The 240-nt window shown below is 60.8% G+C and carries 1 protein-coding gene; it reads right to left on the bottom strand.

The window, feature by feature from the left end:
* On the bottom strand, positions 1-220 hold a 220-nt coding region (locus SCA31_RS25300; protein WP_410699685.1), incomplete at its 3' end, for a VWA domain-containing protein.
* Positions 221-240: the final 20 nt, after the last annotated feature.

Here is a 240-nt window from a genome sequence, read left to right as displayed (position 1 = left end):
GCAGACGCGGCGGGTAGAAGGACATCAGCTCGACCAGCGGCACAATCATGCCGGCGCGGCCGGCAAAGGCGATCACCGAGATGTGCACGGTTTCCAGTGCATGCGGATCCTGGCGCAACTGGCCCACGATGCTTTCCATGGCCTTCTGCAGCTGCATCAAGGGTTCCCCGGCCATCGACTCCGAAACATCGACGCAGAGAAAAATCGGGAGGCGTCTCATGTGAGCTCCTTACAGGACGA

It is taken from the genome of Chryseobacterium sp. SIMBA_028 (genome assembly GCF_046535285.1).
GTDB lineage: Bacteria > Bacteroidota > Bacteroidia > Flavobacteriales > Weeksellaceae > Chryseobacterium.
The sequence above is the reverse complement of the archived record's forward strand: the minus strand, read 5'-3'. Positions and strand labels throughout refer to the sequence as shown.